We start from the raw sequence: 7,122 nt of genomic DNA, 5'->3' as shown, positions 1-7,122 counted from the left end.
TTGACAGGGAGCGGTTCAATGCAGGCGTTTCAGAGCAATCTCTTCTTAATACGAACTTCATTTATTTAGTAACATATAGAATCTATATTATTTCCGGGCAGCCGGTCTGCGCAGTACACAAATGTCATATGGCTTCAAGCTGAGCCTTGCTTCCACAGCATCACCACTGAGCAGATCGGTATAGGACTGTCCATCTAATTCAACCAGCTTCTCATCTGGTGTGTAGTTCTGCACAAACACATAATCAGCAGTACCATCTGTACGCGTATGTGCCGTTGTTCCGTCAGGGAGCTCTGTTTCAAGTCCACGCTCAATGTTCAGATCAGCGATTAGTTTTGCATAGAAATCATCATAGAATGGTGCTTTCAGACGTGTCGCTACATAATATGCTTTCCCTGAACCCAATTGGTTAACCGTCAATGCCGGACGTCCGGCATAGAAGTCAGAACGGTACGTAGCCAGGGACTTCGCGCCTTCCAGATGGATCAGATCACACAGTTCAATTGCATCGTACGTTGTATTGAGCTGAAGCTCATTACCCTTCTCCGGGATGATTCCGTTAAGATCACGATCATGCAATCCGTCAATTTCCTCGGACCAGATGCCAAGTGTCTTACGCAGTGGGCCTGGGAATCCACCCAGGAAACACAGATCGTTTTCGTTAACAATACCAGACCAGTACGTTGCTACAAACGTACCACCTTGTTCTACAAACTTCTCAATGCGTTCCCCGACACCTTCACGCACCAGATAGAGCATTGGAGCAATCAGCAGCTTATACTTGGACAGATCTGCATCCATATCAATAACGTCTACAGCGACTCCCTTTTTCCAAAACGCTTCATAATGCTCTTCCACGGTCTGCTCATACTTCACACCGATATTGCGTGGACCCTGTGAATCATTAACGGCCCAGCGGTTTTCCCAATCAAAAATGATTGCAACTTCTGCCGGAACCGCTGTTCCTACAATGGCTTCCATGCCTTCAAGAGCCGTTCCTACGTCGGTGACATCTTGGAACACACGAGTGTGTTCCGTTCCTACGTGGTCTACCACCGCACCATGAAGCTTCTCACTGGACCCCCGGCTTTTTCTCCACTGGAAGTACTGAACACTATCGGAACCGTGTGCCACAGCCTGAAGAGAAGAGAGCAGATGCATGCCAGGCTTTTTCAGCTTGCTGACATCTTGCCAATTCGTCGAACTTGGCGTACTCTCCATCAGCAAGAACGGCTGACCGCCTTTGATGGAACGAACGATGTCATGCATCATTGCGATCCGGGATGCCTGTTTCGCGTCGTCATCTGCATCATGCCAAGTCGGATAACTGTCCCATGAGAGGAAATCCAGAATATCGGCGAACTTCCAATAGTTCAGACCGCCATAGAATTCCATCAGGTTCGTTGTGACTGGCAGATCGGGATTCTGAGCTTTCAATGGTTTTGTTTCATGCACAATAAAATCAGCTGTCTGATCCGTAACGAAACGGCGCCAATCCAGATTCATCGCGTGTACCTGTGTCTCACCGTGTGGAGCGGGAGATTCCACTTGACTCCAGTCTGTAACCGTATGACTCCAGAATGTCGTCCACCACGAATGATTCAGTTCATCAAGTGTTTGATACTTCTTCTGAACCCAACCACGGAACGCTTCCTGACAATAATCACAATGACAGTCTCCGCCGAACTCGTTCGAGATATGCCAGCCGATTACAGCCGGATGATCCGAATAACGTTCTGCCAGTTTTGTGTTGATCGCAGTAACCTTCTCACGGTATACCGGGGAAGTATAACAATGGTTGTGACGGAAACCATGCAGATTGCGGACACGATTCTCGGATACGCGGAGCACCTCCGGGTACTTGGCGGACATCCAGGCAGGTCTGGCACCACTTGGTGTAGCCAGGAATGCATAGATGCCATTTGCTGCAAAACGATCCAAAACCTGATCCAGCCATTCAAACGTGTATACGCCCTCTTCCGGCTCAAGAGATACCCACGAGAAGATACCGATGGACATCACGTTACACTTGGCAAGCTTCATCAAGCGAATATCTTCTTCCAGAACTCCAGGATAGCGGAGCCACTGCTCCGGGTTATAGTCTGCGCCATGCAACATGTGCGGGGCTTTGGAACTTACAGGTGGAAATTTGTATGTCATAAGGACAACTCCCTTGCTTTAATTACTGTTTTTTTGGTTTATATACGATAACGATAACAACGACTTCACAGAAGATACGTATTACGCTAGACTACACGTATGTCACGACATCTGATTCTTCAACAGTAGCAAGTGCTGTAAACGATTCCAACTTACGACCTTTAAAATCAAACATGGTGAGGTTGCCCCAGTTATTCGGATGACCGACGGACCATTCTTCTTTACTTGGTATCCAGGCAGGTTCCCAATAATAGAATCCGTGCCCCAAACCACCAGGAACTTCGCGAATAATCTGCAATAGATCCTTCAGATATTTGGTCTGTCCCTCTACACTTGCAGGGTATCCTGGTAACAACATATCTTCCTGATTCAAAATCCATTCCATGCCTTCCGGCTGCTCCAGCGTCCATGGATAAGCGGTTTCAACCACATTGATAGGTTTGCCATAACGCTCAGCCAGATCATGCAGATTGTCACGTAACGCATCAAGTGTACCGTGCCACCAAGGATAATACGAGAGACCAATGATATCAAACTCCACACCCAGTGCTTCAAAGCGATCGTAAAACTTGCGGCTCTCGGCGTTATCTCCACCACGATCAATATGTATCATGATCTGAATATCCGGGTCAACGGATTTGACCGCAGCAATTCCGTACTTCACAAGACCTGCAAAACGCTCCCACTGTTCATCCGTATCATGCTCTTCTCCACCAACACGTCCCTCATTCCATAACATGCCTGGCGTAATCTCGTTGCCGACCTGCACCATGTCTGGAAGGGCATCGTGTTCCTTCAACGTTCTCAGAACATCAGCCGTATACATGCATACCGCACGTTGAAGCTCTTCATAGGATAGATTCTCCCAGACTTTCGGCTTCCATTGATTGGCTGGGTCAGCCCAGCGATCAGAGTAATGGAAATCAAGCAAAAATTTCAAGCCCTGTTCCTTGATCCGTTTGGCTACCTCCACCGTCCGCTCCAGATTGCAGAATCCACCTACAGGATCATTCCAGATTCGAAGTCGTATCGCGTTAGTGTCATTAATCTTCAGGATGGACAGCAAGTCTTGTTCCTTGCCATCCACATCACTATAGCTCCCGCCATGTTGTTCAATTTCATCCATAAAAGATACATCCATTCCCAGAATAAATGTCTTTTCCGTCAAGTTGCTCACTGTATCAACCTCCATTAATTTGGGGTACAGGCTCAGCCTTTAACTGAGCCCAACGTCATACCTTTAACAAAGAAACGTTGCAGGAAAGGATACACAATCAAGATCGGTGCACTTCCGATGAAGATCTGGGCTGCCCTTACCGTCGTTTGAGAGAGAGCTTCCATTTCTTTTGGATTCATGCTCATGCTACTCATATCACGTCCGATAATGACCGTTTGCATAAATGTAGCAAGTGGGTAATCCTTGGCGTTATTCATGTAGAGCAATCCATCAAACCAGGAATTCCAGTGGAACACCATACTGAACAATGCAATGGTTGCAATGGACGGCATCGAAATGGGAAGGAAGATACGGAACAATGTTCTGAAATGGTTAGCTCCATCCATCAGCGCCGCTTCCTCCAGCTCTTTTGGAATACCGCGGAAGAAGTTCAGCATCAGAATGACAAGGAAGGTGTTAACTGCCCCTGGGAGCACCAGTACCCAGAAGGAATCCATCAACCCGATCTTCTGGATAACCATATAGAATGGCACCAGTCCCCCATTGAAAATCATGCTGAATACAAAAATCCAGGAGTAGATCGTTCTGCCTTTGAACTCACTATTTTCTTTGGACAACGGATACGCCGCCAGGAACGTAATCAGCAAGGTAATAGCTGTACCAATTACTGTACGTAGAAATGAAATCCAGAGCGAGTTCAAGAAAATTGGATTGTTCATCGTCTTTTTGTAAGCCTCAAGTGAAAAACCTACGGGCCAGAGATTGACCAGATTGGCATCAGCAGCAGCCTTTGTACTAAAGGATACTGCCAATACATGAATCATCGGTACGATACACATAATGGCGACCAAAATCAGAAAGCAGGTATTGACTATATTAAACACGCGATAAGGCAATGATTTATGATACATCGTGGTCCCTTCTTTCTCTATTCATTCGTTTAGAATATGCGGTATCCAGCGTATTTTTTGGCTAAGCTGTAGGATACAAGAATCAAGATCATACTAATAACCGATTTGAACAATCCGATCGCGGTTGCAAAGCCCATCTCACCGTTTTGCATTGCGGAACGATATACAAATGTATCAATGATGTCACCCGTTTGATATACGAGCGGGTTATACAAGTTGAATATCTGGTCAAATCCGGCATTCAGTACGTTACCTAGCGCCAGTGTTCCTACAACCATCAGCATCGGCACAAGCGAAGGGATTGTAATGTGCAGTGTCTGTTTCCAGCGTCCTGCTCCGTCAATTTCCGCTGCTTCGTACAATGCTGGATTAATTCCGGCAAGGGCAGCCAGAAAGACAATCATGTTATAGCCAAATTCCTTCCACACATCTGTCAGAATGACCGTAGATCGGAACCAACTGTTGTCTCCCAGGAAGAAATATGGCCCGAGTCCGAAGGTTCCCAGAACCCGGTTAACCAAGCCGCCTGTTGACAACAGATCTATCAAAATCCCGCCCAGAATGACCCAAGACAAGAAGTGAGGTAAATATACGAGTGTTTGAATCGTTCGCTGTACAGCCATCTTGCGAACCTCATTCAAAAGAATGGCAAAAACAAATGGAACAAATAAATTGAAAATCAGTTTAAGTACAGCAATAATTAATGTGTTCCAGATGACCTGTAAGCTGTCTTCACGTTCAAACAGATATCTAAAGTTGTCCAGCCCAACCCATTCAGAACCGCTAATCCCAAGCCATGGCTTGTAGTTCTGGAACGCCATAATGATTCCGCCCATAGGCACATAACTGAAGATAATCAGAAAGATAATGGCTGGCAACAGCATAACGTGGAATGGCCAAGTGCGTTTCAAAGTTCTCATGATTGCTCCCCCTGTATTTCTTCCTACTCAAGTACTCCCTGAGTGGCTTATAATGCGATTATATCAACCTTTTACGGGGTCCAAACAGCACATAAAAGCAATATAAATGGCACAAATTCAACCACTTTGCATTAGCTTGAATAAACAAAAAAAAGCGCCCAGACGTTAGTCGTCTGGGCGCTGCTTGTAACTATTTTTTCACACTGTCATACCATTCGTTAACCTCTTGTGTAATTTGGTCACCGCCACCCGATTTCCACGTTTGTACAAAGGTATCAAACGCATCAACCGGATTTTTGCCATAGATAATTTCGTTAAATGCTTGATTCTCGATTTTGTTCAGATAATCAAGCTTGGATTTCATCGTCTGTGTTGTCGGACCTGTGAACATGTTTTTGAAGGAAATTTCTTCTTGGCTCAGCAAGACTTTCGCTGCTGCTGGAGTCTCTTTACCGTAGTTGACAGCAACATCTTTTTCAAGTTTAGTTTCAGGCTCTTTGCCATTGGCCAAATTCATCAGAGCTTTCATCTGTGCATCTGGAATACGAGCACCGTCACGAACAAGCAAATAACGTACAACGTTCACATATCCGCCTTCGATCTCGTCAATCGGCATTTGTTTACCATCTGCATCTAATTGATAGTCGTAGCCTGCAAACAGACCATTATCATACGGGCTACCTGGTGCAGGGTCTGCATAATTGTCGAACAGGTAGTTCTGATACGTAAAGAATGCTTCCGGGTGTGCCATATCTTTTTTGATCAACGTAACACCATTAACGAACTGTGTACCGTGGCGCATTGCTTTACCTTCAGGGCCAGTTGGAATCTCAATTGGTTTCCATACGGCACTCGGTACATTTTTCACAGTATCCAGAAGTGGCCATCCGCTCATCCAGTAAGGACCTGGAATAATGCCGGCTGTACCCGCAACTGCTGGCTCTGCTGTTTTGTTCTCATCCCATAGAGCTGCTTCCTGCGGGATATATCCTTTTTTGAGCCATTCGCTCAATTTGGTCAGACCTTGCTTCATACCCGGATTGATGGAGCCATACTCCAGCTTGCCGTCTTCCCCCAGATTCCATTGGAACGGCAATGTTCCATATGCTCCGAAGATCCAAGATGGGTCTCCCATCCATGTATTCATGGAAGTTTTGAAACCAATGCTGAGCGGAGTGACTTTATCAGGAGCCAAGCCGTCAGGGTTTTTATTCTTAAATGCTTCCATCACTGCTTCCAGTTCGTCGATGGTTTTTGGTGCCTTCATGTTCAGCTTGTCCAGCCAATCCTGACGAATCCACAATAGATAATCATTGTTGTAGGCATAGTCCAGAACAGGGATACCCATTCTTTTTCCATCACGACTGTATTGGTTCCATACGTTTGGATCTTGTTCAATTGCTTTTTTCCATGTATCCGAAGCATACTTATCGAACAGTGGCCCTACTTCTTGATACATTCCAGAATCAATCAGATCCTGAGCAAGCAGATTATCACCCACGTTTACAACATCAGGCATTTCCTGTCCTGATGACATGGCAAGACGAAGCTTGGTTGCAAATGCTCCGTTTGTGTCTGTTACTGACCACAAGGACTTGATCTCAATCCCGAATTTTTCCTTGGCCCACTTGGTTGCCACGTTATTTTCCATGGATTCGCCATTTTTGAATTTCAGTTCTGGATCAATTCCCCAGGCTGTTGTAATCGTAACTGGCGGATCGTATTTCTCTTTGTATTCGTTTTCAGTTCCTGTTGTGTTTGAAGCTGCATTATCTCCGCCTCCACTGCCTCCTGAACATCCTGCAAGAACGACAGTCAGACACAGCGTTGTAGCGAGAAGCGACAAGAATCTCTTTTTTGTTGATTGCGCTCTCATGTTGTTCCCCCTTAAATCGTTTTGGTTACCCTTTCATTATAGGCTGACCAGGCCACCTGAGCCTATGATACGAAATCA

5 protein-coding genes are annotated in these 7,122 nt (G+C 45.7%); all 5 read right to left on the bottom strand.

Going from position 1 to position 7,122, the window contains the following annotated elements; translation table 11 throughout:
* Window positions 1-87: 87 nt before the first annotated feature.
* Entirely contained in the window at window positions 88-2,160 is a 2,073-nt protein-coding gene (locus J7E78_RS24080; RefSeq protein ID WP_285229464.1) for a beta-galactosidase, read from the bottom strand.
* A gap of 91 nt (window positions 2,161-2,251) precedes the next feature.
* Window positions 2,252-3,337 (bottom strand): glycoside hydrolase family 53 protein, encoded by a 1,086-nt coding sequence (locus J7E78_RS24075; RefSeq protein WP_311517947.1) that lies wholly within the window; start codon window positions 3,335-3,337, stop codon window positions 2,252-2,254.
* A 32-nt stretch (window positions 3,338-3,369) separates the two neighbouring features.
* Entirely contained in the window at window positions 3,370-4,248 is an 879-nt protein-coding gene (locus tag J7E78_RS24070) for a carbohydrate ABC transporter permease (protein ID WP_215078681.1), read from the bottom strand.
* Window positions 4,249-4,277: 29 nt separating this feature from the next.
* On the bottom strand, window positions 4,278-5,168 hold the full coding sequence (locus J7E78_RS24065) for an ABC transporter permease (protein WP_017689297.1): 891 nt from the start codon (window positions 5,166-5,168) through the stop codon (window positions 4,278-4,280).
* 190 nt (window positions 5,169-5,358) lie between these two features.
* Entirely contained in the window at window positions 5,359-7,044 is a 1,686-nt protein-coding gene (locus tag J7E78_RS24060; protein ID WP_215078679.1) for a type 2 periplasmic-binding domain-containing protein, read from the bottom strand.
* Window positions 7,045-7,122 lie beyond the last annotated feature (78 nt).

Source organism: Paenibacillus polymyxa, from assembly GCF_018614975.1.
Classification (GTDB): domain Bacteria; phylum Bacillota; class Bacilli; order Paenibacillales; family Paenibacillaceae; genus Paenibacillus; species Paenibacillus polymyxa_E.
The sequence above is the reverse complement of the archived record's forward strand: the minus strand, read 5'-3'. Positions and strand labels throughout refer to the sequence as shown.